This is a genomic window from Streptomyces sp. NPDC047453, assembly GCF_040643155.1.
Lineage (GTDB): Bacteria > Actinomycetota > Actinomycetes > Streptomycetales > Streptomycetaceae > Streptomyces.
Window position 1 is genome coordinate 48,841 of the sequence record NZ_JBEYTS010000005.1, and the last position, 25,860, is coordinate 74,700.

Annotated in this window: 24 protein-coding genes and 1 tRNA gene; 13 read left to right on the forward strand and 12 right to left on the reverse strand. The window is 72.3% G+C overall.

The window, feature by feature from the left end; genetic code table 11:
* Nucleotides 1-191: 191 nt before the first annotated feature.
* Complete coding sequence (locus tag ABZ818_RS06980; protein WP_361411745.1) at nucleotides 192-569, reverse strand: STAS domain-containing protein; 378 nt, start codon at nucleotides 567-569, stop codon at nucleotides 192-194.
* A 239-nt stretch (nucleotides 570-808) separates the two neighbouring features.
* Here ABZ818_RS06980 and ABZ818_RS06985 point away from each other — a divergent pair, with 239 nt between their 5' ends.
* Together ABZ818_RS06985 and ABZ818_RS06990 are read left to right on the forward strand one after the other, a co-directional pair.
* Nucleotides 809-1,744 carry an RNA polymerase sigma factor SigF gene (locus tag ABZ818_RS06985; protein WP_361411747.1) on the forward strand — a complete coding sequence of 312 codons (936 nt, stop codon included), beginning with the start codon at nucleotides 809-811 and terminating at the stop codon, nucleotides 1,742-1,744.
* Nucleotides 1,745-2,070: 326 nt separating this feature from the next.
* On the forward strand, nucleotides 2,071-3,636 hold the full coding sequence (locus ABZ818_RS06990) for an RICIN domain-containing protein (RefSeq protein WP_361411749.1): 1,566 nt from the start codon (nucleotides 2,071-2,073) through the stop codon (nucleotides 3,634-3,636).
* Nucleotides 3,637-3,717: 81 nt separating this feature from the next.
* On the opposite strand, the gene hutI is transcribed toward ABZ818_RS06990, so the two are convergent.
* The 4 genes from hutI to hutU all read right to left on the reverse strand — a co-directional run bounded on the left by hutI (nucleotide 3,718) and on the right by hutU (nucleotide 9,213).
* Nucleotides 3,718-4,890 carry an imidazolonepropionase gene (gene hutI, locus ABZ818_RS06995; protein ID WP_361411751.1) on the reverse strand — a complete coding sequence of 391 codons (1,173 nt, stop codon included), beginning with the start codon at nucleotides 4,888-4,890 and terminating at the stop codon, nucleotides 3,718-3,720.
* A gap of 26 nt (nucleotides 4,891-4,916) precedes the next feature.
* Nucleotides 4,917-6,266: a formimidoylglutamate deiminase gene (locus ABZ818_RS07000; RefSeq protein WP_361411753.1), complete on the reverse strand. Its 1,350-nt coding sequence runs from the start codon at nucleotides 6,264-6,266 to the stop codon at nucleotides 4,917-4,919.
* Nucleotides 6,263-7,465, reverse strand: coding sequence for an allantoate amidohydrolase (locus ABZ818_RS07005; protein ID WP_361412068.1), 1,203 nt, complete (start codon nucleotides 7,463-7,465; stop codon nucleotides 6,263-6,265). The genes ABZ818_RS07000 and ABZ818_RS07005 overlap by 4 nt, the downstream gene beginning before the upstream one ends.
* A gap of 83 nt (nucleotides 7,466-7,548) precedes the next feature.
* On the reverse strand, nucleotides 7,549-9,213 hold the full coding sequence (gene hutU / locus ABZ818_RS07010; RefSeq protein ID WP_361411755.1) for a urocanate hydratase: 1,665 nt from the start codon (nucleotides 9,211-9,213) through the stop codon (nucleotides 7,549-7,551).
* A 205-nt stretch (nucleotides 9,214-9,418) separates the two neighbouring features.
* Between hutU and ABZ818_RS07015 the strand changes: the two genes are divergently transcribed.
* From ABZ818_RS07015 to ABZ818_RS07035, 5 genes are all read left to right on the forward strand, one after another.
* Nucleotides 9,419-10,804, forward strand: a complete 1,386-nt coding sequence (locus tag ABZ818_RS07015) for a diaminopimelate decarboxylase (RefSeq protein WP_361412070.1) — start codon at nucleotides 9,419-9,421, stop codon at nucleotides 10,802-10,804.
* Between the two features lie 187 nt (nucleotides 10,805-10,991).
* Complete coding sequence (locus tag ABZ818_RS07020; RefSeq protein ID WP_361411757.1) at nucleotides 10,992-11,384, forward strand: hypothetical protein; 393 nt, start codon at nucleotides 10,992-10,994, stop codon at nucleotides 11,382-11,384.
* On the forward strand, nucleotides 11,381-12,229 hold the full coding sequence (locus ABZ818_RS07025; RefSeq protein ID WP_361411759.1) for a transcriptional regulator: 849 nt from the start codon (nucleotides 11,381-11,383) through the stop codon (nucleotides 12,227-12,229). Before ABZ818_RS07020 ends, ABZ818_RS07025 begins: the two co-directional genes overlap by 4 nt.
* Before the next feature lie 13 nt (nucleotides 12,230-12,242).
* Nucleotides 12,243-12,743 carry a roadblock/LC7 domain-containing protein gene (locus ABZ818_RS07030; protein WP_361411761.1) on the forward strand — a complete coding sequence of 167 codons (501 nt, stop codon included), beginning with the start codon at nucleotides 12,243-12,245 and terminating at the stop codon, nucleotides 12,741-12,743.
* Nucleotides 12,744-12,763: 20 nt separating this feature from the next.
* The gene (locus ABZ818_RS07035; protein WP_361411763.1) at nucleotides 12,764-13,138 is read left to right on the forward strand and encodes a hypothetical protein; all 375 of its coding nucleotides are present in this window, start codon (nucleotides 12,764-12,766) and stop codon (nucleotides 13,136-13,138) included.
* A 34-nt stretch (nucleotides 13,139-13,172) separates the two neighbouring features.
* On the opposite strand, the gene ABZ818_RS07040 is transcribed toward ABZ818_RS07035, so the two are convergent.
* Together ABZ818_RS07040 and ABZ818_RS07045 are read right to left on the reverse strand one after the other, a co-directional pair.
* On the reverse strand, nucleotides 13,173-13,775 hold the full coding sequence (locus ABZ818_RS07040) for a hypothetical protein (protein ID WP_361411765.1): 603 nt from the start codon (nucleotides 13,773-13,775) through the stop codon (nucleotides 13,173-13,175).
* Nucleotides 13,776-13,881: 106 nt separating this feature from the next.
* Complete coding sequence (locus ABZ818_RS07045; protein WP_361411767.1) at nucleotides 13,882-14,724, reverse strand: MurR/RpiR family transcriptional regulator; 843 nt, start codon at nucleotides 14,722-14,724, stop codon at nucleotides 13,882-13,884.
* 304 nt (nucleotides 14,725-15,028) lie between these two features.
* On the opposite strand from ABZ818_RS07045, the gene ABZ818_RS07050 reads away from it, so the two are divergent.
* The gene (locus ABZ818_RS07050) at nucleotides 15,029-15,457 is read left to right on the forward strand and encodes a hypothetical protein (protein WP_361412072.1); all 429 of its coding nucleotides are present in this window, start codon (nucleotides 15,029-15,031) and stop codon (nucleotides 15,455-15,457) included.
* A 426-nt stretch (nucleotides 15,458-15,883) separates the two neighbouring features.
* On the opposite strand, the gene ABZ818_RS07055 is transcribed toward ABZ818_RS07050, so the two are convergent.
* On the reverse strand, nucleotides 15,884-17,275 hold the full coding sequence (locus ABZ818_RS07055) for a cystathionine beta-synthase (RefSeq protein WP_361411769.1): 1,392 nt from the start codon (nucleotides 17,273-17,275) through the stop codon (nucleotides 15,884-15,886).
* A gap of 158 nt (nucleotides 17,276-17,433) precedes the next feature.
* On the opposite strand from ABZ818_RS07055, the gene ABZ818_RS07060 reads away from it, so the two are divergent.
* From ABZ818_RS07060 to ABZ818_RS07070, 3 genes are all read left to right on the forward strand, one after another.
* Nucleotides 17,434-18,492 (forward strand): SGNH/GDSL hydrolase family protein, encoded by a 1,059-nt coding sequence (locus ABZ818_RS07060; protein ID WP_361412074.1) that lies wholly within the window; start codon nucleotides 17,434-17,436, stop codon nucleotides 18,490-18,492.
* A gap of 232 nt (nucleotides 18,493-18,724) precedes the next feature.
* Complete coding sequence (locus ABZ818_RS07065) at nucleotides 18,725-19,945, forward strand: acetyl-CoA C-acetyltransferase (protein ID WP_361411771.1); 1,221 nt, start codon at nucleotides 18,725-18,727, stop codon at nucleotides 19,943-19,945.
* Nucleotides 19,946-20,255: 310 nt separating this feature from the next.
* The gene (locus ABZ818_RS07070; protein WP_361411773.1) at nucleotides 20,256-21,077 is read left to right on the forward strand and encodes a hypothetical protein; all 822 of its coding nucleotides are present in this window, start codon (nucleotides 20,256-20,258) and stop codon (nucleotides 21,075-21,077) included.
* Nucleotides 21,078-21,137: 60 nt separating this feature from the next.
* Here ABZ818_RS07070 and ABZ818_RS07075 read toward each other — a convergent pair whose 3' ends face one another.
* Entirely contained in the window at nucleotides 21,138-21,449 is a 312-nt protein-coding gene (locus ABZ818_RS07075; protein ID WP_361411775.1) for a hypothetical protein, read from the reverse strand.
* Between the two features lie 98 nt (nucleotides 21,450-21,547).
* Here ABZ818_RS07075 and ABZ818_RS07080 point away from each other — a divergent pair, with 98 nt between their 5' ends.
* On the forward strand, nucleotides 21,548-21,775 hold the full coding sequence (locus ABZ818_RS07080; RefSeq protein WP_141360416.1) for a DUF4287 domain-containing protein: 228 nt from the start codon (nucleotides 21,548-21,550) through the stop codon (nucleotides 21,773-21,775).
* A 128-nt stretch (nucleotides 21,776-21,903) separates the two neighbouring features.
* Here the strand turns inward: ABZ818_RS07080 and ABZ818_RS07085 are convergent, their stop codons facing one another.
* The 3 genes from ABZ818_RS07085 to ABZ818_RS07095 form a co-directional block, all read right to left on the reverse strand.
* On the reverse strand, nucleotides 21,904-22,815 hold the full coding sequence (locus ABZ818_RS07085) for a Bax inhibitor-1/YccA family protein (RefSeq protein ID WP_361411777.1): 912 nt from the start codon (nucleotides 22,813-22,815) through the stop codon (nucleotides 21,904-21,906).
* 205 nt (nucleotides 22,816-23,020) lie between these two features.
* Nucleotides 23,021-24,196, reverse strand: a complete 1,176-nt coding sequence (locus ABZ818_RS07090; protein ID WP_361411779.1) for a 4-hydroxybenzoate 3-monooxygenase — start codon at nucleotides 24,194-24,196, stop codon at nucleotides 23,021-23,023.
* A 337-nt stretch (nucleotides 24,197-24,533) separates the two neighbouring features.
* A tRNA-Leu gene (locus tag ABZ818_RS07095) sits at nucleotides 24,534-24,620 on the reverse strand.
* Between the two features lie 427 nt (nucleotides 24,621-25,047).
* On the opposite strand from ABZ818_RS07095, the gene ABZ818_RS07100 reads away from it, so the two are divergent.
* On the forward strand, nucleotides 25,048-25,848 hold the full coding sequence (locus ABZ818_RS07100; RefSeq protein ID WP_361411781.1) for an ABC transporter ATP-binding protein: 801 nt from the start codon (nucleotides 25,048-25,050) through the stop codon (nucleotides 25,846-25,848).
* Nucleotides 25,849-25,860: the final 12 nt, after the last annotated feature.

Here is a 25,860-nt window from a genome sequence, read left to right on the forward strand (position 1 = left end):
ACACACTCGGTACGTCCGTACACATGCCGAAACCCCGGTCGCCGGCTCCCGCGAGGGCGACCGATCCACTCAGGATGTCTCCTGCCCGACCGATCGGGGGGAACACCCCCGTTTTCGGCCCGCCGTACGTGCGCCCGGCATACGCCGGGCGCGAAACACGGAAGGGGCACGTCAACGAACCCGAGGCCGGCTCAGTCGGCCTCGTCGGCCAGGGCATCCTCCAGGGAGTCGTGCACGGTGAAGACCGCGTCCGCCCCTGTGATCTCGAACACGCGGGCCACCACCGGCAGCATCCCGGCCAGATGCACACCCCCTCCGGCCGCCTCTGCCTTCAGCCGCGCGCCCAGCAGCACGTTCAGCCCCGTGGAGTCGCAGAACTCCAGGCGTGAACAATCCACCACCAGGCGCGAGCGCCCCTTGTCGAGGCACTCCTCGAGCGGTTCGCGCAGCAGGTCGGCCGTGTGGTGATCGAGCTCACCCGCCGGCGTCACGACGGCACTGGAACCCTCTTGCCGCACCTCCACCAGAAGCCGGCCCGACTGTGCGCTGCCGACCGTCCCGCGGTCCATGCCGTCTCTCTCTCCCGGGGTCTTGGCTGCTGTCTGACGCCCTCGAACACTACGCCTTCCCTCACCGCTCCGACAGCCGAACATCCGCACACAAACGGACATACCCCCACATAAGGAACTTGCGGCGGTGTTGGGAAAGCGGGTAGGGCTAGTAGGGACCCGCACCCGACACGGCCGGCTTTGGAGGCGCCGCACACCGCAGTGCACGAATTGGCTTCGGCAGCCATATGCCGAGAACGATGGAGGACATCATGTCACCCCGGCTCGACGCATCGCATACCCAGATGGCGACGTCGGCATCCCCAGCGGAGCACCTGGATCCCATCGAGTTCCACGACGTACGCGCCGAGCGGGCCGATCAGGCCGACGCACTGGCCGGACTTCCGGACATCCCCCCGTACGACGAGGTGGCCCCCGACGACGCCCGGGCCTTGTCCAAGGCCCTCTTCGAGCGGCTTGAGTTCCTCGAGGAAGGCACCCACGCCTACTCGTACGTCCGTAACACGCTCGTCGAGCTCAACCTCGCGCTCGTCAAGTTCGCCGCCTCCCGCTTCCGCTCCCGCAGCGAGCCGATGGAGGACATCATCCAGGTCGGCACCATCGGCCTGATCAAGGCGATCGACCGGTTCGAACTGTCCCGGGGCGTGGAGTTCCCGACGTTCGCGATGCCCACCATCATCGGCGAGATCAAGCGGTTCTTCCGCGACACCTCGTGGTCCGTGCGCGTCCCGCGCCGGCTCCAGGAACTGCGCCTCGACCTCGCCAAGGCCGGTGACGAACTGGCCCAGCGGCTCGACCGCGCCCCCACGGTCGCCGAACTCGCCGAGCACCTCGGGCTGTCCAACGACGAGGTGGTGGAAGGCATGGCCGCCTCGAACGCCTACACCGCGTCGTCGCTGGACGCCCAGCCCGAGGAGGACGACTCCGAGGGCGCCCTCGCGGACCGCATCGGCTACGAGGACCACGGGCTCGAAGGCATCGAGTACGTCGAGGCGTTGAAGCCGCTGATCGCCCAGCTGCCCTCCCGGGACCGGAAGATCCTGTCCCTGCGGTTCGTGGCCAATATGACCCAGTCGGAGATCGGCGAGGAACTCGGCATCTCGCAGATGCACGTCTCTCGGCTGCTCTCCCGGACGCTCGGACAACTGCGCAAGGGTCTGACACTCGAGGAGTGACCGGGTGAAGGCGTGATGGGGTGAAGGGGACGTTTCCGTCCGGTGCCGTCAGTGGCGCCGGGCGGACCGCGGCCCCAGCACCTCGGCCCGCCCGGCGCGTGCGGGGCGTGCGGAGTGTGTGGGGCCTGCGTGGCTGCGGGGCGTGCGGGGCGTGCGAGGCGTGCGGGGCGTGCGCCGAGAAGCCCGCCGCCCCGGCACCGTTACCCCGGGAAACCCTGGGCAACCTCTTTCCCCCGGGGCCTGCTTCCCCCACTATGGGTCACTCCCTACCGGCCGGTACGTCCGGAGTCCGGCCGTGTCACCAGGGGTGCGAGGAGGGCGGGTCAATGGCTCGGGCCGACGGGACCGACGACGGCGTCGAGACCGGGGACACGGGCGGTGGACCGTACGAGGACGCCTCGGACACATGGCTCACCGAACTGCTCCGCGCCGACACCCCCACCGTCTATCCGGCACTGCGCGAACTGCGCGCCCGCCACCTGCCCCCGGTCCTGGCCCACGCCCGGCACTGCACCGCCGGCGAGTCGGCCGCCCGTCAACTCGCGGCGCAGGCGTTCACCCTCGCCGCCCGCGAGACGGCGCGCGGTGCGGACCCGGGCGTCCCGGTCCGGCTGCGCCTGCTGCTGCTCACCGCCCGGCTGACCGCCGCCTGGGCGCGGGACGAGCGGTCCGGCGGCGTCGACCCCGGGCTGCTGCTGGTCCTGAACACGGCCGGCCCCGAGGGCCCCGTACCGCCTCTGCTCAGCGCCTTCCGGTCGCTGCCGACCCGCGTCCAGGGCCTGGTCTGGTACGGGATCGCGGAGCAGGAACCCGAGGAGCGGACGGCCAGGTTCCTCGGCCTCACCCGCCAGGACGTGGTGCACGGCACCCCGCAGGCGCTCAAGGCGTTGGCCCAGGCCTGTCTGAGGACACGTCTGGCCGCCTCGGACGACCCGCGCTGCGGTGACTTCCGCCGGCTCATCGAGGAGGCGGTACGGCCGGACCACCCCCGCGCGAGCCTGGACCTGCACGCCCACATGGCGCGCTGCGGCCACTGCTCGGCCGCGTTCGAGGAGCAGTCCGCCCTGCGCGACGACCCGCGCACCGCGGTGGCCGAGGGCCTGCTGCCCTGGGGCGGCGCCGCCTACGTCGCACGGCGTCCGGCCGATCCGCCTCCGGGAGCCCGGGCGCGGGCCGCCGCCTGGCCGCCCTCCCGCCGCTACGTGCTGGCCTCGGCGGCGCTCGGCGTGGCCCTCGCGCCGCTGCTGCTGTTCCTGCTCACCTCGAACGACGGCACACCGCACCAGCGGGCGGCGGGCGCGGTGACCGTGCCCACGCCGCCGGTACGGGTCACGGTGACCGCCACGGTGTCGGCGACCCCGCCCGCACCCTCTCCGTCCGCGACCTCCCGGCCCCCCTCCCGGCATCCGTCCCCCGAACCGACGCCGGGCCGCTCCCGGACGGCGCACCCGAAGCCGCCGCCCAGCCCGTCGCCCTCGCCGGTGCATCCACCCGGAGCGTCCTACGCGCAGGTGGTGAACGCCGCCTCGGACCGCTGCCTGGACGTGGCCGGTGACTTCGACAACGGCACGGACGTCGTCACCGCCCCGTGCGGGCCCGCGTCCAGCCAGCTCTGGCGGTTCGACGCCTCGCGCCAGGTGCTCCAGTCGGCGGCGGACCCCGATTTCTGCCTGGACAGCCGCGGTTCCGTGGACAACGGCGTCGGCATCTGGAGGTGCTCGTCGGTCGACGGCAGGAACGGCCTCAATCTGCGCTTCACCGTCGACCCGGACGGCGTGATCCGCCCGGCCATTGCCACCGGGACCGCTCTCACCCCGCACACGGACGGCTACCTCTCCCTCGACCCGCGCGGCGGGGGTACGGCGCAGAAGTGGCGGGCGGGCAGCGCCTGACCGGTCCCGGGCGGGACCCGGGCGGCCGGTGGGGCGCCTTCCCTCGGTCTCCTGCGGCTCGATCCGCCGGACGGGCCCTGCTCAGACCTCGCGTACGCCGCGCCGCCAGACCTGGGTGACCAGCGGAACGCCCGGCCGGTAGGCCAGGTGGACGTGGCTGGGCGCGTCCAGGACGGCGAGATCGGCGCGGGCGCCCGGGGACAGACGGCCGACGTCGTCGCGGCGCAGGGCCCTCGCACCGCCCGCCGTCGCCGCCCAGACCGCCTCGTCGGGGGTCATGCCCATGTCCCGTACGGCGAGCGCGACGCAGAAGGGCACCGAGGAGGTGAACGACGAGCCGGGGTTGCAGTCGGTGGACAGGGCGACCGTGACACCCGCGTCGAGGAGGCGGCGGGCGTCGGGCCACTGGGCGCGGGTGGAGAACTCGGCGCCGGGCAGGAGGGTCGCGACCGTGTCCCCGTTCGCCAGCGCGTCCACGTCCGCGTCGGTCAGGTGGGTGCAGTGGTCGGCGCTGGCCGCGTCCAGCTCGACGGCGAGCTGGACGCCCGGGCCGTAGGTGAGCTGGTTGGCGTGGATGCGCGGGAGCAGGCCCTTGGCCTTGCCCGCGGTGAGGATCGCCCGGGCCTGGTCGCCGTCGAAGGCGCCCTTCTCGCAGAAGACGTCGACCCAGCGGGCGTGCGGGGCGCAGGCGTCCAGCATCTCCCCGGTGACCAGGGCGACGTACGCGGCCGGGTCCTCGGCGTAGTCCGGGGAGACGATGTGGGCGCCGAGGTAGGTGACCTCGTCGGTGTGCGCGGCGGCGATGCGCAGGGCGCGGGCCTCGTCGGCGACGGTGAGGCCGTAGCCGGACTTGGTCTCGAAGGTGGTCGTGCCCTGGCGCAGGGCCTCGGCGAGGTAGTGGGTGAGGTTCGCCTCCAGCTCCGCGTCGGTGGCGGCGCGGGTGGCGGCGACCGTGGTGCGGATGCCGCCCGCGCTGTAGGCCCGGCCGGACATGCGGGCGTTGAACTCCTCGGTGCGGTCGCCCGCGAAGACCAGGTGGGAGTGGGAGTCGACGAAGCCGGGGATCACCGCCCGGCCGCCGGCGTCGACCCGGTTGTCAGTGGCGGGTGCTTTGCTGGATTCACCGGTCCACGCGATGCGGTCGCCCTCGATGACGACGGCCGCGTCCCGGACCAGTCCGAGGGGGGATCCGTCACCGAGGGAGGGGTCGTTGGTGACCAGCGTGGCGATGTTGGTGATGACGGTGCTGCTCATGGTGTCCTCAAGGGTGACGGGGGGATTCATCCGCGCAGTGCCTCGACGGCGCCTGCAAGCGCCGACGGCACGTCGGGTACGAGGGTGTGGGCGCCGTCCCGCACGATGTGCCGACCGGCCACGACCGTATGGCGTACGTCCGCGGCGGTCGCCGCGAATACGGCCGTCTCGGCGCCGAGCCTGGGCAGCGTCCCCGCTGTCCTGACCGAGTCCAGCGCGATCGTCGTGAAGTCGGCGAGGGCGCCGGGGGTGAGGCTGCCGGCGTCGGACCAGCCGAGGGCGGCGTGCCCGTCGGCGGTCGCGGCGCGCAGCAGGGCCGCGGCCGTCCAGTGGCCGCGGGTGCGGGTGCGCAGCCGCTCGTTCAGCTCCATCGCGCGGGCCTCTTCGAGCAGGTCGACGACGGCGTGGCTGTCGGAGCCGAGGGAGAGCGGGGAGCCGGCGCGCTGGAGGGCGGCGGCGGGCCCGATGCCGTCGGCCAGGTCCCGCTCGGTGGTCGGGCACATGCAGGTGCCGGTGCCGGATCCGCCGAGCAGGGCGATGTCCTCGTCGGTCAGGTGGGTGTTGTGCACGCCGGTCGTGCGCGGGCCGAGCACGCCGTGGTCGGCCAGCAGCCGCGCCGGGGTGCAGCCGTGGGCGGCCTGACAGGCGTCGTTCTCGGCGGTCTGCTCCGACAGGTGCACATGGAGCGGGGCCCGCCGCTCCTCGGCCCACCGCGCCACCGTCGCCAGTTCCCGCGCGGGCACGGCCCGTACGGAGTGCACGGCGGCACCGATCCGCGCGTGATCCCGTTCCTTGAGAACTGAACAGCGTTCGGCCCAGGCCTCGGCCGTCCCGTCGGAGAAGCGGAGCTGGTGGGTGTCGGGCGGCTGACCGAACCCGGAGGACAGGTAACAGGTGTCGAGGAGGGTGATGCGGATTCCGGCTTCGGCGGCGGCCTCGATCAGCGCCTCGCCCATCGCGTTCGGGTCGGCGTACCGGGCGCCTCCCGGAGCGTGGTGGACGTAGTGGAACTCGCCGACGGCGGTGATGCCGGCCAGCGCCATCTCGGCGTACACCGCGCGGGCCAGCGCGTGGTACGTCTGGGGGCTGAGCCGGCCGGCGGTGGCGTACATGACCTCGCGCCAGGTCCAGAACGTCCCGGAGCCGACCTGGACGGTGCCGCGCAGAGCCCGGTGGAAGGCGTGGCTGTGCGCGTTGGCGAGTCCCGGGACCGTGAGTCCCCGCAGCGCCTCGGCTCCCGGCGGCGGGACGGGCACGCCGGTGCGGACGGCCGCGATGCGGCCGCCGCGCACGTCGAGGGCCACGCCCGGCTCGACATGGGTGCCGAGCCAGGCCTGCTCCAGCCAGTACGTCCGCGTCTGCTCGGTGGGGGTCACGTGCAGGCCAGCCCTTCCAGTACGTCGGCGAGCGCGCGCACCCCGGCCACGCAGTCGTCCTCGGCCGCGAACTCGGCCGGGGAGTGCGAGACACCGGTGGGGTTGCGCACGAACAGCATGGCGGTCGGGACGCTCCCGGACAGGATTCCGGCGTCGTGTCCGGCGCCCGTGCCGAGCACCGGCACCTTCAGGTCAGTGTCCGTGCCCAGGAGGCGGGCGAGCTCGTCGCGCAGGGCGTGGTCGAACTCGACGACGGGCGTGAAGGACTCGCGGACCACGTCCAGGTCGACGCCGTGCGCGGCGGCGTACTCGCGGGCCGCCTTCTCGACGCCGGTGACCACGGTGTCCAGGGTCGCCTGGTCGGCGGCGCGGGAGTCGAGCCAGCCGCGCACCAGGGACGGGATCGCGTTGACGCCGTTCGGCTCGACGGCGATCTTGCCGAAGGTGGCGACGGCACCGGCGAGCGTTGCCTCGCGCCGGGCGGCGAGCACGGTCTCGGCATACGACAGCATCGGGTCGCGCCGGTCGACGAGCCGGGTGGTGCCCGCGTGGTTGGCCTCGCCCCGGAAGTCGAACCGCCACCGCCCGTGCGGCCAGATGGCGCTGGCCACACCGACGCGGTCGCCGGTCAGGTCGAGGGCGCGTCCCTGCTCGACGTGCAGTTCGACGAAGGCGCCGATGCGCGCGAGCCGCTCCGGGTCGGGGCCGATGGCGTCGGGGTCGTACCCGGCGGCCTCCATGGCCCTGGGCAGCGTGACCCCGTCGGCGTCGGTGAGCCGGTGCGCCTGCTCGACGGTGAGCTGTCCGGCGGTCAGCCGCGAGCCGGTGCAGGCCAGCCCGAACCGAGCGCCCTCCTCGTCGCCGAAGTTGACGAGGGCCAGTGGCTTGGTGAACCGCGCGTTCCTGCCGCGCAGTTCGTCGAGGGCTGCGAAGGAGGACACGACGCCCAGGGGGCCGTCGAAGGCCCCGCCGTCGGGCACGGAGTCGAGGTGCGACCCGGTGACCACGGCGTCCCCGGCCGCGGGATCCCCGAGCCAGGCCCACTGGTTGCCGTTGCGGTCGACCTCGTAGGCCAGCCCGCGGTCCTCGGCCTGCTGCCGGAACCAGGCACGGCACTCGGCGTCGGCCGCGGTCCAGGCGAATCGCCGGTAGCCGCCGGACTCGGGGTGGCGCCCGACGGGGAGCAGTTCCCGCCACATCGTGTGGAAGGAGTCGCCCACGGCAGGCGACGGGGTCCGCGTCGCGGCCGGGCGGACCTCGCTCGGGTCGGCCGGATGCCGCGTCACGCCTCCTCACCCTCGCGCATGGGCACGCGCACTCCGCGTTCGCCGGCCACCGACTCCGCGATGTCGTACCCGGCGTCCACGTGCCGGATCACGCCCATGCCGGGGTCGTTGGTGAGCACCCGCCGGATCTTCTCCCCGGCGAGCGCGGTGCCGTCGGCGACCGTCACCTGGCCGGCATGGATGGACCGTCCCATGCCGACGCCGCCACCGTGGTGGATCGACACCCACGACGCGCCCGACGCCACGTTCACCATCGCGTTCAGCAGCGGCCAGTCGGCGATCGCGTCGGAGCCGTCGAGCATGGCCTCGGTCTCCCGGTACGGGGAGGCGACGGAGCCGCAGTCGAGGTGGTCGCGGCCGATCACGATCGGCGCCTGGAGCTCACCGCTCGCGACCATGTCGTTGAACCGCTCGCCCGCCTTGTCGCGCTCGCCGTAGCCGAGCCAGCAGATGCGCGCGGGCAGGCCCTGGAAGTGGACGCGCTCGCCGGCCATCTTCATCCAGCGCGCCAGGGACTCGTTCTCGGGGAACAGTTCCAGGATCGCCTTGTCGGTCTTGGCGATGTCGGACGCCTCACCCGACAGCGCGGCCCAGCGGAACGGGCCCTTGCCCTCGCAGAACAGCGGCCGGATGTAGGCGGGGACGAACCCGGGGAAGGCGAACGCCCGCTCGTACCCGGCGAGTTGGGCCTCGCCACGGATCGAGTTGCCGTAGTCGAAGACCTCGGCGCCGGCGTCCATGAAGCCGACCATGGCCTCGACGTGCCGGGCCATGGACTCGCGGGCCCGGGTGGTGAAGCCGGCCGGGTCCTTGGCGGCGGCGTCGGCCATGTCCTCGACGTCGACGCCCACCGGGAGGTAGGACAGCGGGTCGTGGGCGGAGGTCTGGTCGGTGACGATGTCGATGGGCGCGCTCATGGCGAGCAGCTGCGGGACGAGTTCGGCCGCGTTGCCGAGGACACCGATGGAGAGGGCCTTGCGCTGGTCGCGCGCCTCAACGGCCAGCTGGAGGGCCTGCTCCAGGGAGTCGGCCTTCACGTCGAGGTAGCGGTGCTCGATGCGCCGGTCGATGGCGCGCGGGTCGCAGTCGATGCAGATGGCCACGCCGTCGTTCATGGTGACGGCGAGCGGCTGGGCTCCGCCCATGCCGCCGAGGCCGGCGGTCAGGGTGATCGTCCCGGCGAGCGTGCCGCCGAACTTCTTCGCGGCGACGGCGGCGAAGGTCTCGTAGGTGCCCTGGAGGATGCCCTGGGTGCCGATGTAGATCCAGGAGCCGGCGGTCATCTGGCCGTACATGGTCAGGCCGAGGGCCTCCAGGCGGCGGAACTCCTCCCAGTTGGCCCAGTCGCCGACGAGGTTGGAGTTGGCCAGCAGCACGCGCGGGGCCCACTCGTGGGTCTGCATGACGCCGACCGGGCGGCCGGACTGGACGAGCATGGTCTCGTCGGCCTTGAGGGTCCTCAGCGTGCGGACCATGGCGTCGAAGGAGCGCCAGTCGCGGGCCGCCTTGCCGGTGCCGCCGTAGACGACGAGCTTGTCGGGGTGCTCGGCGACCTCGGGGTCGAGGTTGTTCTGGAGCATCCGCAGGGCGGCTTCCTGCTGCCATCCCAGGGCGCTCAGTTCCGTACCGCGCGGCGCTCGTACGGGGCGGGGTCCTGACATGGTCTGCCTCCTGGTGGGTGCTCCCGGCGGATTGTTACTGCGACTATTCACATCCTGGCGTCATGAATAGAGCTAGTCAATACATGTGCACGGGCCGGCCCGCACGGCCAGTGGATGTTTGGCCCGCTCCAGGTCAGGAAGGCAGGACCTGAAGGCACACCGACGGGACCGGGGACGCGGCATGGACGACGGCATGGACGACGGCATGGACCAGAAGCACGGCGACGGGATCGGCGAGGCGGACCGCGAGCGGGCGGTGCGGCGGGACGAGGCGGTGCGGGCCGCGGTGGCGCAGGGGCTGCTCGGCCCCGGCTCCCCCATCGTGGGCCTGCTCGACGTCACCGGCATCCGGGAGTCCGCGGCGGCGCTCCGGGCGGCGTTCGAGGCGGTGCTGGCGCCAGGGACTCCGGTGCTGCACGCCTTCGCGGTCAAGGCGACCCCGCTCGTGCCCGTCCTCCGGCTGCTGCACGACGAGGGCATCGGCGCCGAGGTGGCGAGCCCCGGGGAACTGGCGCTGGCGCGGGCGGCCGGGGTGCCGCCCGCCCGTACCGTCCTGGACTCACCCGCCAAGACGCCGGCCGAACTGCGCGAGGCGCTGGAACTCGGTATCGCCGTCAACGCCGACAACCCGCAGGAGCTGGCCCGCATCGACGCCCTCGTGGGCTCCGCCACCCCTCGCTCGCCGCTCGGGATACGGGTGAATCCGCAGGTCGGCGGGGGTGCCATCGAAGCGCTGTCGACGGCCACGGCGACCTCGAAGTTCGGGGTGGGGCTCCGTGACGAGGGCGCCCGCGAGTGGGTCGTGCGGGCGTATCTGGACCGGCCGTGGCTGACCCGGCTGCACGCCCACACCGGGTCCCAGGGCATCCCGCTCGCCCTGATGGCACAGGGCGTGGCGCGGACGTACGAGCTCGCCGAGGAGATCAACGCGCGCGCGGGGCGGCGGCAGATCGACACCCTCGACATCGGCGGCGGGCTGCCGGTGAACTTCGGCTCCGAGGCGACCGCTCCGACGTACGCGCGGTACGCGCGGCTGCTGCGCGAGGTGGTGCCGGGACTGTGCGAGGGGCGGTACGGGCTGGTGACCGAGTTCGGGCGGTCGCTGCTGGCCAAGCAGGGCACGATGGTGGCCCGGGTGGAGTACACCAAGAGCGCCGGGGGGCGGCCGGTCGCCGTGACCCACGCGGGCGTGCAGGTCGCGACGCGCACGGTCTACGTGCCGGAGGCCTGGCCGCTGCGCCTGGCCGCGTACGACGCGAAGGGGCGGCCCAAGCCGGGACCCGAGGTGGTGCAGGACGTGGCCGGGCCCGCCTGCTTCGCGGGCGACCTGCTCGCCGAGGCCCGCGCGCTCGCCCCACTCGAGCCGGGCGACCACGTGGCGGCGCTGGACACCGGGGCCTACTACTTCGCCCACCACTACGCCTACAACTCCCTGCCCCGGCCAGGGGTTTACGGCTACGTTCCGGACGGCTCCGGGGGTGTCGCCTTCGCGGTCGTGCGCGAGCCGCAGCCGGTCGAGGAGATCGTGACCGAGTCAGGAGGGGCGCACGCGTCGGCGCTCACCACCCTGCGCGCCCCCGAGCGCGCCTGAGACACACCGAAAAGCTTTTAGGTGCGCCGAAGACATGGCGAACCCCGCCTGAAACCCGGTTCAGTCGACCCACATTAGCCCCTCGGTCGCATGTTCCACCGGAAAATGCCGTAACCCTCACCACCGGCGTACACCGTGCGTAGCGTCGGCATCACTCAGCCGAACCCCCGGTGGGAGAGGAACAACGGTGCCCGGAATCGACGAGTGCCTACTGGAAGCCATGCGGCTGCCCGGTGCCAGAGGCGCCGCGCTGGTCGACTGGACGAGCGGACTTGCCCTGGGCACCGTCGGAGAGTCCCCGGGAGGCGACCACGAGACCACCGCGACGGAGGCCGCCGAACTGGCCCGGCTGGCCGCCGAGCACGGCGCCTTCGCCGCCGCCGAGGACCCCGACGGGGAGCGTCCCCCGGTGGAGGACCTGATCGTCAGCAACCGCGACAGCTACCACCTGCTGCGGTTCGTGGACACGTCCTTCGACAGCAGCGTGTTCCTGCATCTGTGGCTGACCCGCGCCGAGGGCAACCTCGCCCTGGCCCGCATACGCCTGGGCGAGATGGCCGAGCGGCTGGTGCTGGGATGACCGTGGTCGACACCCCGCCCCCGCCCCAGCTGCCGGTGCGCAGCAAGCCGGCCGCCGACGACGCGGCCTGGGGCGGCCTCTCACCGATGCTGACCCGGCTCGCCGCCGAGCACGCCACCGGCGTCCTGGTCCGCGAACACGGCACGCTCCACCTCGCCGAGGGCCGTGTGGTCCACGCCGAGAGCCCCCTGAGCCCCGGGCTGGACCTGCTGCTCACCGCCCACGGCACAGTGACGGCCGAGGCGTGGCGGGACGCGGTCACCCGCGCCGACGACCGGCACGGCGCCGCACGCCTGCTGCTGGCCGGCGGCCATCTGACCGAGGGCGCCCTGGAGCTGTGCCACCTGGGTGCGCTCCACGACGCCGCCTACTTCGCGCTTGCCCCGAGCAGCACCCCGGGCCGGTTCCGCTACGGCATCACCCACCCGCTCGGCCCCGTCCTGCCGGTCCCGGTGGCGGCCCTGGAGCGCGAGATCCTGCGCCGCCGCGAGCTGCTGCACCGTGTCTGGCCCGACACCGCGCCGGACAGCGCCCCGCTGGTGCGGACGCACGCCGCCTCGGCACCGAAGACGACGCCCCGCCAGCAGAGGCTCCTGGAGCGGGTCGACGGCACTCGCACGGCAACCGACCTGGCCCGGGAGCTGGGCCGGCAGGCGTTCCACATCCTGGTCGACGTACGGCGTCTGGCGGCCGCGGGGCTCGTCGCGCCTGTCGTCGCGCCACGGCACGCGCCCGTGCCGGACGGCACCGGGCAGACCCCCGCGCTCGCCGACCGGCCGGCGTACACCACCGACCCCCACATCACGCTGCTGAAGAGGCTCAGGGATGCGCTGGAGGCCCTTTGAGAGGAGACACCGGATGGCAGCCGAGCCCGAGATCCTGGACGAGCTACGCCGGCTCAGAGCCCGGGTACCCCAGCTCACCGGCGCCCTCGCCGCCAGTGTCGACGGCCTCGTACTGGCCCACGACACCCCCGGCGTGGAGCCGGAGAGCGTGGCGGCACTCACCGCGACCGCGCTCGGCGTCGCCGTGCGCATGTCGGACGTGACCGGCCAGGGCGATCTGCGCGAACTGCTCGTGCGGGGCGTCCACGGCTATGTCGCGACCTACGCGGCGGGCCGCAGCGCGGTGCTGACCCTGCTCGCCCAGGACCGCGTCAACGTCGGCCGCCTCCATCTGGAGGGCCGCCGTGCGGGCGCCCGCATCGGGGAGCTGGTCGACGCCGAGGCGGCCGACGTTTCCGGCACGACGCCCGCGAAAGCCGTGAAACCGGCCACCAGGACCGGCACCGCACGGACCAGAACCACCCGCGCGCCACGCACCACTGCCACCAACGCGCGCACCACTACTGATAGTTGACAGAACAAGGAGACCCGGCCATGGCCAACACCGAGACCTGCCTGAAGGAAGCGCTCGCCTCCATCGAGGGAGCGACGGGCGTCGCGCTCGTCGACTACACCAGCGGCATGGCGCTGGGCACGATGGGCGGCAGCAAGAGTTTCGACCTGAACGTCGCCGCCGCGGGCAACACCGATGTCGTACGGGCCAAGATGCGCACCATGGAGCACCTCGGCCTCAAGGCGCAGATCGAGGACATCCTGATCACCCTGACCGACCAGTACCACCTGATCCGCCTGATCAGCGGGCGCGGCGGGAACGGACTGTTCCTCTACCTCGTCCTCGACGCCAAGCGGGCCAACCTGGCGATGGCCCGCCACCAGCTGAGGAGGATCGAGGAGGACCTGGAGGTCTGACCCCGGGCCCGCAGGGCGGGCCCCTGGACCTGTCCTAGCCGAGCGCCGCGGTGCGGCGGCGTGCTCCGCCCGGGGCCGCGTCGCCCGCCGCGAGGCCGGTGCCGCGGTAGCCCCGCACCGCCTTGCCCGCCGGATGCCCGCCCCGCCTGCCCAGCCAGTCGACGCGCACCCACAGCGGTGGGTCCTCGGCCCGCTCCAGCCGCCCGAGCCAGCCGGCCTTGAGCCACAGCCCCACCCCGGCGCCGGCCAGCAGCAGGCCGCTGGCCGCGGGCAGGACGAAGGAGCTGCCCAGCGCGGCCAGGAAGGCCGGGGCGAGCCACCAGCGGTGCCCCCGGCGCCACACGCGGACGCTCACCGCCCGGTCCTGGAGCACGTCGTGGCGTCCGGCCCGGGCGGCGCCCCGGGCCAGCGCCCGGTAACGCCGGCGCCGGACGCAGGCCACGACGGCCGCCGTCACCAGGAACAGCGCGGCCCCCGCCAGGGCCCCGATCCGGCGCCCGGTCAGCCCCGGCACCAGCACGCCGATCCCCGCCGCGAACACTCCGAGCCACCACAGCGGCGCGGCTCCGGCCCGCACCACGACGGCCACCCGGGCCAGGCCCTGACCTCCCCGACCTGAGCGACCAGCGCGCGCCATGCCCTGCCTCCTCGTCGTCCCGGCACCCTCGTCCGGGCGGGCAGGCTAACGAGCGTTGGTGAGACGAGTCTGAGAGCACCCGACCCCGGCATCAGGCCACGAGACGTCACTCCACGAACAGCCCCCGTGCCGCGGCCCCCTGGTCGAACTCCTCCAGGCGGGCCTGCGCGTCGGGCAGGTCGTCGCACATCGCCTCCAGGAGCACCCGGCCGAGCAGCATCGGCGCGCACGCGGTGTCGAAGGCGAGCCCGGTGCCGACGGCGGCGGGCAGCAGCAGGTCGGAGTGCTTGGCGACGGGCGCGAAGGCCGAGTCCGCGACCGTGACGACGGTCAGCCCCGCGTCCTTGGCGTAGGCGAGGGTGTCCACGACCTCGCGCGGATGGCGCGGCAGCGCGAAGCACAGCAGCGCCGAGGCACCCGCCCGTACGGCGCCGTCGATGCGGTCCTGGATCATCGTGCCGCCCTCGTCGAGCAGCCGTACGTCCGGGTGGACCTTGCCGGCGAAGTAGGCGAAGCCGTAGGCCTGGGCCGCCGCGGCCCGCAGGCCGAGCACCGGCAGCGGGCGTGAGGCGGCGAGCACCTGTCCCGCCCTGCGCACCGGCCGCGGATCGGCCAGCGCCTGAGCCAGGTGCCTCAGGTTCTCGATCTCGGCCTCGACCGCCTGCTGGTACTCGTTGTACGAGGCCGGCTGGGCCGCCGGTTCGGCGGGCGCGACCTCGCGCAGGTGCCGGCGCAGCGCCGGGTAGCCGTCGAAGCCCAGGGCGACCGCGAAGCGGGTCACCGACGGCTGGCTGACCCCGGCCAGTTCGGCCAGCTCGACGCTGGACAGGAAGGGCACGTCGGCGGCCCGCCGCACCATGCTGTGCGCGATACGCCGCTGGGTCGGTGTGAGCCGGTGCCCCTCGAAGAGCGCCTGCAGCCGCGCGGCAGGGCTGTCGGTCACGCTCATGACGTGCTCCCCCTCCAGATGTCGTCGACGCCCCGGGAGGGTATCTCCCCGACCATTTTCTATTCAGACATCAAGAACTCTGCATGAAGTCATACAGCCAGGGCAAGGGATCGGCCAAATGTCATTAAACTCGCCCAGACAGGCACAGAGCGCGACTATCAGCGTGCTTAGTGTGAGCAGGCCCCGTCGGTGTCGCCGGCCGCAGCCCCGGCGACACCGGCGGCGGCCCGCCCCCGCACCGACAGGGGGGCTAGCACCAGTGCGGCGGGCACCCCGGCTCCCTAGCCTGGTCCGTATGACCGGAATGGACGCGCGGGACACGGACCTGAAGAAGGACCTCAACGCCTCCCTGCAGGCCCGCAGGGAACTGGGCGAGGAGTACGAGTCCGCGCTGGTCGACTCGTTTCTGGAGAAGGTCGACCAGCGCATCGACGGTGCCGTCGAACGCCGGATGCGCCGGCAGTTCGCCGAGCAGCAGATGACGGTGGCGCGGGGCTCCCGTTCGCCGAAGGCCACCGACTCCTGGGGCGAGCGCTTCGGCTTCGGCATCGTCTCGCTGGTACTGGCCGTGCCGCTGTCCGCGATCGGCGGCGGCGTCGCGCACCTGCCCGGCCTCATCGTCGCCTGGTTCGGGATCGTGGGCGTCAACGCCGTCCAGGCCGCCCGCACCAACCCGGGTCTGTTCACCGGCCGCCGCCGCGACCGCGCCGAGGACGACACCTGGAAGGACTGAGCGGCCGCGCCGGCCTGGCACGAGCCGGTGGCCGCGCCCCCGGCGCGACCGCGCGCGGGGCGAGGAGTATGCGCGGGGACCGCCGCACCCCCGTGACCGGGGGGCGGGACGACGGCGGTCCCCGCGAGGGACGCGGGCCGGGTCAGGACCGGGCCTTCGCGTCCGTGGCGTTCGTGGAGGTCCGGGAGCCGCTCCGGAGGTCCGCGACGCCGCACGGCGCCGGCCGGGGCAGACGGCCTCCCCGGCGCACGGCGCCCGGGAGGCGATCCCCCGCCCCTTCCGACGTCCACCAATGTGCCGGACGCGTGTTAAGCGGGTGCTGCGTGCACGTGACACGCTCGTACCGTTTCCACGACTGCCTCTCAGCCGCAGGTCACCGCACGTTCCCCGCCCGTGCGCCGGCACGCCGGCCCCGGCGGCGGTGCGTCAGTGCTTTCCGCCCTTGGCCAGGAAGGAGAGCAGGTCCTGACGGCTGACGACCCCGGTCGGCTTGCCCTCCACCAGCACGATCGCCGCGTCCGCCGTGCCCAGCACCGACATCAGGTCGGCGACCGGCTCGCCGGAGCCGACCTGGGGCAGCGGGGCCGACATGTGCTTCTCCAGCGGGTCCTCCAGCGCGGCCCGCCGGGTGAACAGCGCGTCCAGCAGCTCCCGCTCGACGACCGAGCCGACGACCTCGGCCGCCATGACGTCCGGGTGGCCCGCGCCCGGCTTCACGATCGGCATCTGCGAGACGCCGTACTCGCGCAGCACCTCGATGGCCTGGCCGACGGTCTCGTCCGGGTGCATGTGGACCAGGGAGGGGATGGAGCCGCCCTCCTTGTCGCTGAGGACGTCGGCGACGCGGGCGCTCGGGCCCTCGTCCTCCAGGAAGCCGTAGTCGGCCATCCACTCGTCGTTGAAGATCTTCGACAGGTACCCGCGCCCGCTGTCCGGCAGCAGGACCACCACGACGTCGTCCGGGCCCAGCCGCTCGGCCACCCGCAGCGCCGCGACGACGGCCATGCCGCAGGAGCCGCCGACCAGCAGGCCCTCCTCCTTGGCGAGGCGGCGAGTCATCTGGAAGGAGTCCTTGTCGGACACGGCGACGATCTCGTCGGCCACGGTCCGGTCGTAGGCGGTCGGCCAGAAGTCCTCACCGACGCCCTCGACGAGGTAGGGCCGCCCGGAACCGCCGGAGTACACCGAGCCCTCCGGGTCGGCGCCGATGACCTTGACCCTGCCGTCGCTGGCGTCCTTCAGGTAGCGGCCGGTGCCGGAGATGGTGCCCCCGGTGCCGACGCCTGCCACGAAGTGGGTGATCCTCCCCTCGGTCTGCTTCCACAGCTCAGGACCGGTGGAGTGGTAGTGCGACAGCGGGTTGTTCGGGTTCGAGTACTGGTCGGGCTTCCAGGCCCCGGGGGTCTCCCGGACCAGCCGGTCGGAGACGTTGTAGTAGGAGTCGGGGTGCTCCGGCGCGACGGCCGTCGGGCAGACGACCACTTCGGCGCCGTACGCGCGCAGCACGTTGATCTTGTCCGTGGAGACCTTGTCCGGGCACACGAAGATGCACTTGTAGCCCTTCTGCTGGGCCACGATGGCCAGTCCCACACCGGTGTTCCCACTGGTCGGCTCGACGATCGTGCCACCGGGCTTGAGCTCTCCGCTCTGCTCGGCCGCCTCGATCATGCGCAGGGCGATGCGGTCCTTCACGGAGCCGCCGGGGTTGAAGTACTCGACCTTCGCCAGGACGGTCGCCTTGATCCCCTTGGCGACGCTGTTGAGCCGCACCAGCGGGGTGTTGCCGACGAGGCTGATCATCGAGTCGTGGAATTGCACCGTTGTCTCCGGTTGCTGCAAAAGATGTGGTCGTAGTGTGCCGCCAGCCTAAGGCCAGGGGGACCGCCCGGGGTGGGCGTTCACTCCCCGTCGAGATTGGACAACGGTCCGTACGGGGCAAGGAGTGGATGTACGGCTACGAGGAGGTGTCGGCGGGCATGACGAACATGTCGAGGGCGAGAGTGGCCCGGCGGATCGCGGCCGGCGCCGCGTACGGCGGCGGCGGACTCGGTCTGGTCGGTGCCGCGGCCGTCGGTCTGCTGCTGGCCGAGGTGCAGATGGCCAAGCGTCACGTGGGCAACGGCACGGACAACCACGTGCCGGTCGCGGACGGCCTGTACGGCCGCGCCTACGACACTCCCGGCGAGCTGCCGCTGAGCCTGGTCATGCTCGGCGATTCCACGGCCGCGGGGCAGGGCGTGCACCGGGCCGGGCAGACGCCGGGCGCGCTACTGGCGTCGGGCCTGGCGGCGGTCGCGGAACGTCCGGTGCGGATGCGCAACGTGGCGCTGCCCGGTGCCCGGTCGGACGACCTGGACCGCCAGGTGGCGCTGGTACTGGGCGACCCGGATCGGGTGCCGGACATCTGCGTGATCATGGTCGGCGCGAACGACGTGACCCACCGGATGCCGCCGACACGCTCGGTGCGCCATCTGTCGGCGGCGGTGCGGCGGCTGCGCACGGCGGGAGCCGAGGTCGTCGTGGGCACCTGCCCGGACCTCGGCACGATCGAGCCGGTCCAGCAGCCGCTGCGGTTGCTGGCCCGGCGGGCCTCGCGTCAGCTGGCGGCGGCGCAGACGATCGGGGCGGTGGAGCAGGGGGGCCGGACCGTGTCGCTGGGCGACCTGCTGGGTCCGGAGTTCGCGGCGAACCCGCGGGAGCTGTTCGGTCCGGACAACTACCACCCCTCCGCGGAGGGGTACGCGACGGCGGCGATGGCGGTGCTGCCGACGGTGTGCGCGGCGCTGGGCCTGTGGCCGGCCGAGGAGGAGCGTCCGGACGTGTCCCGGAGCGAGGGCTTCCTGCCGGTGGCCCGTGCGGCGGCCGAGGCCGCGTCGCAGGCGGGCACGGAGGTCACGGCGGCACTGCCGACCGGTCCGCGCGGACCGTGGGCCCTGCTCAAGCGGCGCCGGCGGCGCCGGGTCCCGGAGCCCGAGCCGGCCTCTTCCGGCCCGTCCGAGGACTCCCCTCAGTTCGAGGAACTGGGGGGAGTCTGAGGGCGGCCCGGGAGCGAACCCGGCCGCGCGGGGAAAGCGCACAGGGCAAGCACACAGGGAAAGCAAGCGCTTAGAAAATTGCGGTCAGGGTCACACCCCGGTTGGAGTGACCCCGACCGTACGTACGGGTAACTTCCAAGCAGCCCGCCCGTCATCGACCACGCGGCCGCCCGGTCGCCCGACCACCGCCCTCCACGAGCGTTGCGCGCCGCCCTATCGACATGGAGTCGTGATGCCCGAAGCCGTCATCGTCTCGACTGCCCGCTCCCCCATCGGCCGTGCCTTCAAGGGCTCCCTCAAGGACCTGCGCCCCGACGACCTCACCGCCACGATCATCCAGGCGGCGCTCGCGAAGATCCCCGAGCTGGACCCCCGGGACATCGACGACCTGATGCTCGGCTGCGGCCTGCCCGGCGGCGAGCAGGGCAACAACCTCGGCCGGATCGTCGCCGTGCAGATGGGGATGGACCACCTGCCCGGCTGCACCATCACCCGCTACTGCTCCTCGTCGCTCCAGACCTCGCGGATGGCCCTGCACGCGATCAAGGCCGGCGAGGGCGACGTCTTCGTCTCGGCCGGCGTCGAGATGGTCTCCCGGTTCACCAAGGGAAACTCCGACAGCCTGCCGGACACGCACAACCCGCTGTTCGCCGAAGCGGAGGCCCGTACCGCGGCCAGGGCCGAGCAAGGCGGCTCGACCTGGCACGACCCGCGCGAGGACGGCCTGGTCCCGGACGCCTACATCGCGATGGGCCAGACCGCCGAGAACCTGGCCCGCCTCAAGGGCGTCACCCGCCAGGACATGGACGAGTTCGGCGTGCGCTCGCAGAACCTCGCCGAGGAGGCCATCAAGAACGGCTTCTGGGAGCGGGAGATCACCCCGGTGACGCTGCCCGACGGCACCGTGATCGGCAAGGACGACGGCCCGCGCCCCGGCGTGACCATGGAGGGCGTGGCCGGCCTCAAGCCCGTCTTCCGCCCGGACGGCCTGGTCACCGCCGGCAACTGCTGCCCGCTCAACGACGGCGCCGCCGCGGTCGTCATCATGTCCGACACCAAGGCCCGCGAGCTGGGCCTCACCCCGCTCGCCCGGATCGTCTCCACCGGCGTCTCCGCCCTGTCCCCGGAGATCATGGGCCTGGGTCCGGTCGAGGCGTCCCGGCAGGCCTTGAAGCGGGCCGGGCTGACCGTCGGCGACGTCGACCTGGTCGAGATCAACGAGGCCTTCGCCGCCCAGGTGATCCCCTCCTACCGCGACCTCGGCATCGACCTGGACAGGCTGAACGTCAACGGCGGCGCGATCGCGGTGGGCCACCCCTTCGGCATGACCGGCGCGCGCATCACCGGCACGCTCGTCAACTCCCTCCAGTTCCACGACAAGCAGTTCGGGCTGGAGACGATGTGCGTGGGCGGCGGACAGGGCATGGCGATGGTCGTCGAACGCCTCAGCTGACACACCGCCTCACCATGGCCACTTGAGAGACCGTCAGTGGCCGCTTTACCACCCGCTGTGACCGAATGGCCCGGAATCCAAGAAACCCCTTGGTTCCGGGCCGTTTTGTGATCCAATCTCCCTCAGGATGTGACCTATCTCCCTCGGCAGAGAGGTTTACGCAGGTCAGCGCTTTACTCCAGAGGGCTCCAGGGCCGCATCGGACCGCAATTCTGTCCGTTTCGTGACATTACGCACTGACACTTGGATAGTCCGCCCTTCAAGCTGATGTAGGAAGTCGGGGGTCGACCTTGAACCCGGGAGTACGTCAGTGAGCGCCATGCCGATCGCCTTGCTGCTCACCACGGCCGCCACCGGCGCCGTGGGCGTCGCCGTCCTGCGCGTCTTGTGGGTGCTGCGCCGCCAGCTCGCGGCCCTGCACACGCAGCTCGCGGAGAACCACGCCGCCACCGCGCGCGCACTGGTGCCCGCCGCCCGCGGCCACGCGGACGCGGAGCAGATACGTGCCGCCGTGGTGCAGGCGCTCTCCGAGGAGCGGGAGCGGGAGCTGGCCGAGGCGCGCGCCTTCTGGGCCGCCCAGGAGGCCCGCGACGCCACCGACGCGCCCTCCCTGCTCGGGCTCCCCGACAGCGACCTGTTCCTGCCCCGGCAGACCGACTTCACCGGGCTTGACAACCTGGAGCCGGTGGCCGAGCCCGCCCCGGAGGCCGACGAGCTCTCCGGCAAGGACTGCGTCCAGGGCGGCACGTCCGGCGAGTCCCCGGAGCTGGCCGCGGCCCGTCGCCGTCACCCCTCGCACCCGGACTTCACCCCGCACTCGTCGCCCGTGGGGGGCGACCACGAACAGACGCTCGCCACGCTGGAGGACCTGGCCGAGTCCCGCGTGGAACTGGCCGACGTCCGCCCGGGCCCGCTGGGCACCCTCGACGTCTACGTCTTCGCCGACGGTACGACCCTGTGCATGACCCCGGGACACCGCGAGACCGCGGAACGCCTGGCCGACGCCCTGCGCGCGGGCGAGACCCCGGTACTGCTCGGCGGTTCGGGCGTCTCCGGCGCCTACACGCTCACCTTCACCTGCGGTGCCGAGCAGGTGTACATCCTGGCGGACCGGGTCATCGCGTCGCTGTAGCGGGGGCCGCCGGCTCCCACTCGCGTCAGCGCCCCGTCCGCCCCTGAACAGGCGCGCAGCTCAGACCCCGGCGCGCTTCAGCGCCTCCTGCACCAGACGTACGGCCTCCTCGACCTCGTCCTCGCTCTTCAGTACGAGCGCCAGATCGTGCCCGGCGACCGTGACCTGGTCCGCCGCCGCGAACATCCCCGCGTCAGGCATCTCCCGCGGCTCGCACCCGGGGCATTCGGCGAGCTGGGCCCGCCGGGCGAACTCCCTGGCCAGCGCGAGTGCCTCCGCTGCGCCCGCCCGTTGCAGCCGGCTCTGCGGCGCCGCCCTGAGGCGGTCGGCGAAGTGATCCACTGCCCGGGTCAGAGATGTCGTGTCAACCACGCCGCGAGACTACGCGTCGCGGCACGACTGTTGCCAATACGCGAACCCTCAGGCACGGTGACGTGAAGGACCGGCTTCGAGTGCGTCCGGAGGCGCCGATGTCCCAAGTCTTCTCCGAAGAGACCCATCGCAATCTGCTCGCCCGCATCCCCCACTGCACCGGTCGTGATATCTCCGACTGGCTGCGCACCGTCGAAGAAGGCCCCGCGCTCCGCTTCGAGGAGAAGGTCAGCTGGCTCCGCCACGAGCACGACCTCGCGTACGGCCACGCCAAGGCGCTCATCCACGAGTACGACCTGAGGAGGGCCGCGCGCAAGCTGCTCTAGGCGTGCAGCGCAGCGCAGTGCAGTGCCGACGCCGCCGGACGGACACGGCGCCGGAACGACGAAGGGCCCCGGGAAGACCCGGGGCCCTTGCGTGCGTCGCGTTCGTCCGGCGCGAGGTGCGCTGGGGACTAGTCGCTCTGGTTGAGGATCGCGATGAGACGCAGGAACTCCATGTAGATCCACACCAGCGTCAGCGTGAGGCCGAAGGCCGCGAGCCAGGCCTCCTCGCGCGGCGCGCCGTAGGCGATGCCGTCCTCGACCTGCTTGAAGTCCAGGGCCAGGAAGCAGGCGCCGAGGATGATGCCGATGACACCGAAGAGGATGCCGAGCGGGCCGCTGCGGAAGCCGAGGCCGTCACCGCCGCCGAACACCGCGAACAGCATGTTGACGGCCATGAGGAGCACGAAGCCGAGCGCCGCCGCCATCACGAACCCGTAGAACCGGCGGGTGACGCGGATCCAGCCCGCCTTGTACGCCAGCAGGACGCCGACGAAGACGGCCATCGTGCCGAGCACGGCCTGCATGGCGGCGCCACTGGCGATGTGGGTGTCCACGATGTTGGAGACGACGCCGAGGAACACGCCCTCGACCGCGGCGTAGGTCAGGATCAGCGCGGGTGAGGCCTTGCGCTTGAACGACTGCACCAGGGCCAGGACCATGCCGATCACCATGGCGCCGATACCGATCCCGTAGGAACGGTTGATGTTGGCGCTGTCGACCGGCAGCAGCGCCCAGGCGAGCGCGGCCGTCACGACCAGGGTGCCGAGTGTGGACGCGGTGCGCAGGACGACGTCGTCCATCGTCATCCGGCCGGTGGTGGCCGGGGCCTGCGGCGGCGCGCCCTGCTGAAGGTCTTGCTGAGCGTAAGGGTTCTGCGCGTAGGGGTTGCCGCTCGGCTGGGCGTACGGGTTGCCCTGCGCGTACGGATTGCCCTGCGTGCCGACAGCGGGACCCCCGGCCTGCGGCGCGGCGTTGAAGCCCGCGTAGCCGTTGTCGCGGCTGAACCCCCGTCGCGAGAAGACCGGGTTTCTGCTCCTCATCTCACTCCTCCATGGCCGCACGGCGCGGCCTTGGCCTCAAGAGTAATGGAAAGGCAAAGGGCTGACCCTAGTACCTCGGAAGGATCTTTCCCTCGCCATGCTGCGGAACACGCTACGTCGCCGCATGATTCCCGGCCAGGGAGGGCCCCCTTCATGACCGACCCGGAACACGTCCGGAACCGGCCGGAGACCACCCGGTTGCCCGTCAGCCGATCGGGAACCCGGTGTAGCCCTCGGCGAGGTCGGTCTCGGCGGCCCGGCAGGAGCCGATCCGGTCCAGCCGGGCCAGTTGCAGCCGTCCCTCGAAGGCGGTGGCGTCCGGATCGCGGTGCAGCATCGTCGTCATGTCGTAGCTGAAGCGCTCGGCCTGCCAGACGCGCCGCAGGCAGGTCTCCGAGTAGGCGTCGAGGAGTTCGGCGGAGCCCGTCTCCTTCTCGTGGACGAGCGCCCGCGCGAAGGTGACGACGTCGCCGACGGCGAGGTTCAGCCCCTTGGCCCCGGTCGGCGGCACGATGTGGGCGGCGTCACCGGCCAGGAACAGACGGCCGTGGCGCATGGGTTCGTGGACGTAGGAGCGCATCGGGGTGACCGACTTCTGGGTGATCGGGCCGCGGTGCATGGCCCAGTCGTCGGCGGTCTCCAGCCGCCGTTCGAGTTCGTCCCAGATCTCCTCGTCGCTCCAGGCCCCGGCGTCGGTGTCCGCGGGCACCTGGAGGTAGAGGCGGGAGACGGACGGGGAGCGCATGGACAGCAGGGCGAACCCGCGGTCGTGGCGGGCGTAGACCAGTTCGTCGTGCGAGGGCGCCACGTCGGCGAGGATGCCGAGCCAGCCGAAGGGGTACGTCCGCTCGAACACCCGGGAGAGCGAGGCGGGGACGGCCGTGCGGGCCACGCCCCAGAAGCCGTCGCACCCGACGACGTAGTCGCACTCGAGGACGTCCCCGCGCCCCTGGTGGCGGAACCGGATGGAGGGGCGGTCGCTCTCCGCCCCCTCCACGGCCAGCGCCTCCGCCTCGAACAGGAGCGGGCCGCCCTCCTCGAGCTGCAGGACGATGAGGTCCTTGCAGACCTCGGTCTGGGCGTAGACCATCACCGACCGCCCACCGGTGAGCGCGGGGAAGTCGACGCGGTGCCGGCGCCGGTCGAAGCGCAGCTCGATCCCGTCGTGCCGCAGCCCCTCGCGGTCCATCCGCTCCCCCGCCCCTGCCGCGCGCAGCACGTCCACGGTGCCCTGCTCCAGGATCCCGGCCCGCTGCCGGTGCTCGACGTAGGCGCGGTCGCGGCTCTCCAGGACGACCGAGTCGATCCCGGCGTTGTGGAGCAGCCGGGCGAGGAGCAGGCCGGCCGGTCCGGCTCCAATGATGCCGACGGTGGTGCGCATCGGTCGTTCCCTTCGGATGGGCGTCGTCGCCTGGATGGATGACGGAGTCGATGACTGGACGGGCGACTGAACATCCCCGTGTGTTCGTCTGGTGAAATTTGTTTCACTGTGATGTGTCCTGAGTTTCCGTCCGGACCCATCCGATGTCAATGGTTGCCGTCGTCAACGGGGGGCGTGTCAATGAGTGCCCGCATCGACGGGGTGTCGCGGGTATGGAAGCGCGCCGCCGCGCATGAGGTGAAGTGAGAGCGCGCGGGCCCCGGGTGCGGGGAGGCCCGCTCGGACCCGCCCTCCTGCCGCGGGGCACGGCCCGTTGGCCGGACCGTGTGCGGCGTGGTGGTGCCCGGAGCCGGACTTGAACCGGCACGCCCGCGAAGGGGCAGCGAGGTTTAAGCTCGCCGTGTCTGCTTTCCACCATCCGGGCAGGCCATGGGCTCCGCGCTGCGGCTCCGACCCTATCGGGACGCCTTCCCCGAACAGCGGGCGGGTGGACTCATGTTGTCTTATTTTATTGGTAACTGAGGGAGCATCAGCACGCGGGGGTGGCCATCGGCACTTGCCAACAGCCTTCCGGGCGAGTGCCGGGCGCGCACGTGGAATGACGGAATTTCACCGTCCGAACCAGGGGGCTCCACCTGTTCTCGACGAACCGGCCCGGAGGACACGTCTCGGGGACGGCCTCCTCCCCGGGTATCAGGGACGGTCCTCATCCCCAGGTATGACGTGCCCGGCCCCGGTCCGACCCCAGTCGGCCCCCGGAACGGGAACAGCGGCTGACTGCACGGGCCCGATCGGCCGCGACGATGGTCTACATCCCGCGAACATCGTCGTCCCGTCAGGAGCACCCACCCGTGACCACCTCCTCCATCGCCGGCCGGACCACCGCCGTGGCCGCGCGTGCCACGGATCTGTCGAAGATCTACGGACAGGGCGAGACCCAGGTGGTCGCCCTCGACCGGGTCTCCGTCGACTTCCGCCAGGCCGAGTTCACCGCGATCATGGGCCCCTCCGGGTCCGGCAAGTCCACGCTGATGCACTGCGTGGCGGGCCTGGACACGTTCTCCTCCGGTTCGGTGCGCATCGGCGACACCGAGCTGGGTTCGCTGAAGGACAAGCAGCTCACCAGGTTGCGCCGGGACAAGATCGGCTTCATCTTCCAGGCGTTCAACCTGCTGCCGACGCTCACGGCCCTGGAGAACATCACCCTTCCGATGGACATCGCCGGCCGCAAACCGGACCGGCAGTGGCTCGACTCCGTGATCGCGATGGTCGGGCTCGCCGACCGGCTGGGCCACCGGCCCTCCCAGTTGTCCGGCGGTCAGCAGCAGCGCGTCGCCGTCGCCCGGGCGCTGGCCGCCAAGCCGGAGATCATCTTCGGTGACGAGCCCACCGGAAACCTCGACTCGCGCGCCGGGGCCGAGGTGCTCGGCTTCCTGCGCAACTCCGTGCGCGAGCTGGGCCAGACGGTGGTCATGGTGACCCACGACCCGGTGGCTGCGGCGTACGCGGAAAGGGTGGTGTTCCTCGCGGACGGGCGGATCGTGGACGAGGTGTACGAGCCCACGGCGGACGCGGTCCTCGACCTCATGCGGCGTCTTCCCGGGGGGAACCTCCGGACCCCCGAGTCCGACGGCAAGAGCTGCGTCGGCTGACCTCCCGCCGCC

Coding starts and splice junctions, on each gene's coding strand:
- ABZ818_RS07005 (WP_361412068.1), bottom strand. CDS start 7,465: ATGTGGCGGGAACTGCTCCCCGTCGGGCGCCACCCCGAGTCCGGCGGC.
- ABZ818_RS07065 (WP_361411771.1), top strand. CDS start 18,725: ATGCCCGAAGCCGTCATCGTCTCGACTGCCCGCTCCCCCATCGGCCGT.
- ABZ818_RS07015 (WP_361412070.1), top strand. CDS start 9,419: ATGGACCAGAAGCACGGCGACGGGATCGGCGAGGCGGACCGCGAGCGG.
- ABZ818_RS07050 (WP_361412072.1), top strand. CDS start 15,029: ATGGACGCGCGGGACACGGACCTGAAGAAGGACCTCAACGCCTCCCTG.
- ABZ818_RS07035 (WP_361411763.1), top strand. CDS start 12,764: ATGGCCAACACCGAGACCTGCCTGAAGGAAGCGCTCGCCTCCATCGAG.
- ABZ818_RS07030 (WP_361411761.1), top strand. CDS start 12,243: ATGGCAGCCGAGCCCGAGATCCTGGACGAGCTACGCCGGCTCAGAGCC.
- hutI (WP_361411751.1), bottom strand. CDS start 4,890: ATGAGCAGCACCGTCATCACCAACATCGCCACGCTGGTCACCAACGAC.
- ABZ818_RS07040 (WP_361411765.1), bottom strand. CDS start 13,775: ATGGCGCGCGCTGGTCGCTCAGGTCGGGGAGGTCAGGGCCTGGCCCGG.
- hutU (WP_361411755.1), bottom strand. CDS start 9,213: ATGTCAGGACCCCGCCCCGTACGAGCGCCGCGCGGTACGGAACTGAGC.
- ABZ818_RS06980 (WP_361411745.1), bottom strand. CDS start 569: ATGGACCGCGGGACGGTCGGCAGCGCACAGTCGGGCCGGCTTCTGGTG.
- ABZ818_RS07060 (WP_361412074.1), top strand. CDS start 17,434: ATGACGAACATGTCGAGGGCGAGAGTGGCCCGGCGGATCGCGGCCGGC.
- ABZ818_RS07045 (WP_361411767.1), bottom strand. CDS start 14,724: ATGAGCGTGACCGACAGCCCTGCCGCGCGGCTGCAGGCGCTCTTCGAG.
- ABZ818_RS06990 (WP_361411749.1), top strand. CDS start 2,071: ATGGCTCGGGCCGACGGGACCGACGACGGCGTCGAGACCGGGGACACG.
- ABZ818_RS07080 (WP_141360416.1), top strand. CDS start 21,548: ATGTCCCAAGTCTTCTCCGAAGAGACCCATCGCAATCTGCTCGCCCGC.
- ABZ818_RS07085 (WP_361411777.1), bottom strand. CDS start 22,815: ATGAGGAGCAGAAACCCGGTCTTCTCGCGACGGGGGTTCAGCCGCGAC.
- ABZ818_RS06985 (WP_361411747.1), top strand. CDS start 809: ATGGAGGACATCATGTCACCCCGGCTCGACGCATCGCATACCCAGATG.
- ABZ818_RS07090 (WP_361411779.1), bottom strand. CDS start 24,196: ATGCGCACCACCGTCGGCATCATTGGAGCCGGACCGGCCGGCCTGCTC.
- ABZ818_RS07025 (WP_361411759.1), top strand. CDS start 11,381: ATGACCGTGGTCGACACCCCGCCCCCGCCCCAGCTGCCGGTGCGCAGC.